The sequence below is a fragment of the Enterobacter sp. 725m/11 genome (assembly GCF_011683705.1).
Taxonomy (GTDB): Bacteria; Pseudomonadota; Gammaproteobacteria; order Enterobacterales; family Enterobacteriaceae; genus Enterobacter; species Enterobacter bugandensis.
This window is the reverse complement of sequence record NZ_JAAQOK010000120.1, coordinates 1-618: the sequence shown is the minus strand read 5'-3', so window position 1 is coordinate 618 and position 618 is coordinate 1. Positions and strand designations below refer to the sequence as shown.

Genomic DNA, 618 nt, shown 5'->3' with positions numbered 1-618 from the left:
GTCCGGGGACATAGTGAACACTTGTTCGGGGACATGGTAGACACTTACAACTGAGGCATAAGAACCCGTTTATGGAGTCGCTTATGCCCTGGGATGCGAGAGATACCATGTCATTACGTACCGAGTTTGTGCTGTTCGCCTCGCAGGACGGGGCGAACATCCGTTTCCTCTGCCGTCAGTTCGGCATTTCTCCTGCCACCGGCTACAAGTGGCTTCAGCGCTGGGCTGAGGAAGGTGCCTCCGGTCTTCAGGACCGCTCCCGCGCACCTCATCATTCCCCGAACCGCTCATCTGACGACATCACGGCCCTGCTGCGCATGGCGCATGACCGTCATCAACGCTGGGGCGCCCGCAAGATTAAGCGCTGGCTTGAAGACCAGGGGCACCGTATGCCCGCCTTCAGCACCGTCCATAATCTGATGGCCCGTCACGGTCTGCTGCCGGGCGCATCACCGGGCGTTCCGGCTACGGGACGCTTCGAACATGACGCGCCGAACCGGCTCTGGCAGATGGATTTTAAGGGGCCACTTTCCCTTTGGCGGTGGCCGCTGCCATCCGCTCACCCTGCTGGACGACCACTCCCGTTTTTCCCTGTGCCTGGCGCACTGTACCGATGAA

1 pseudogene is annotated in these 618 nt (G+C 60.5%); it reads left to right on the top strand.

Annotated features, from left to right (window positions below):
- Positions 1–71 precede the first annotated feature (71 nt).
- Positions 72–618 (top strand): annotated as a pseudogene (locus tag HBA26_RS22670) (helix-turn-helix domain-containing protein); the annotation flags it as partial.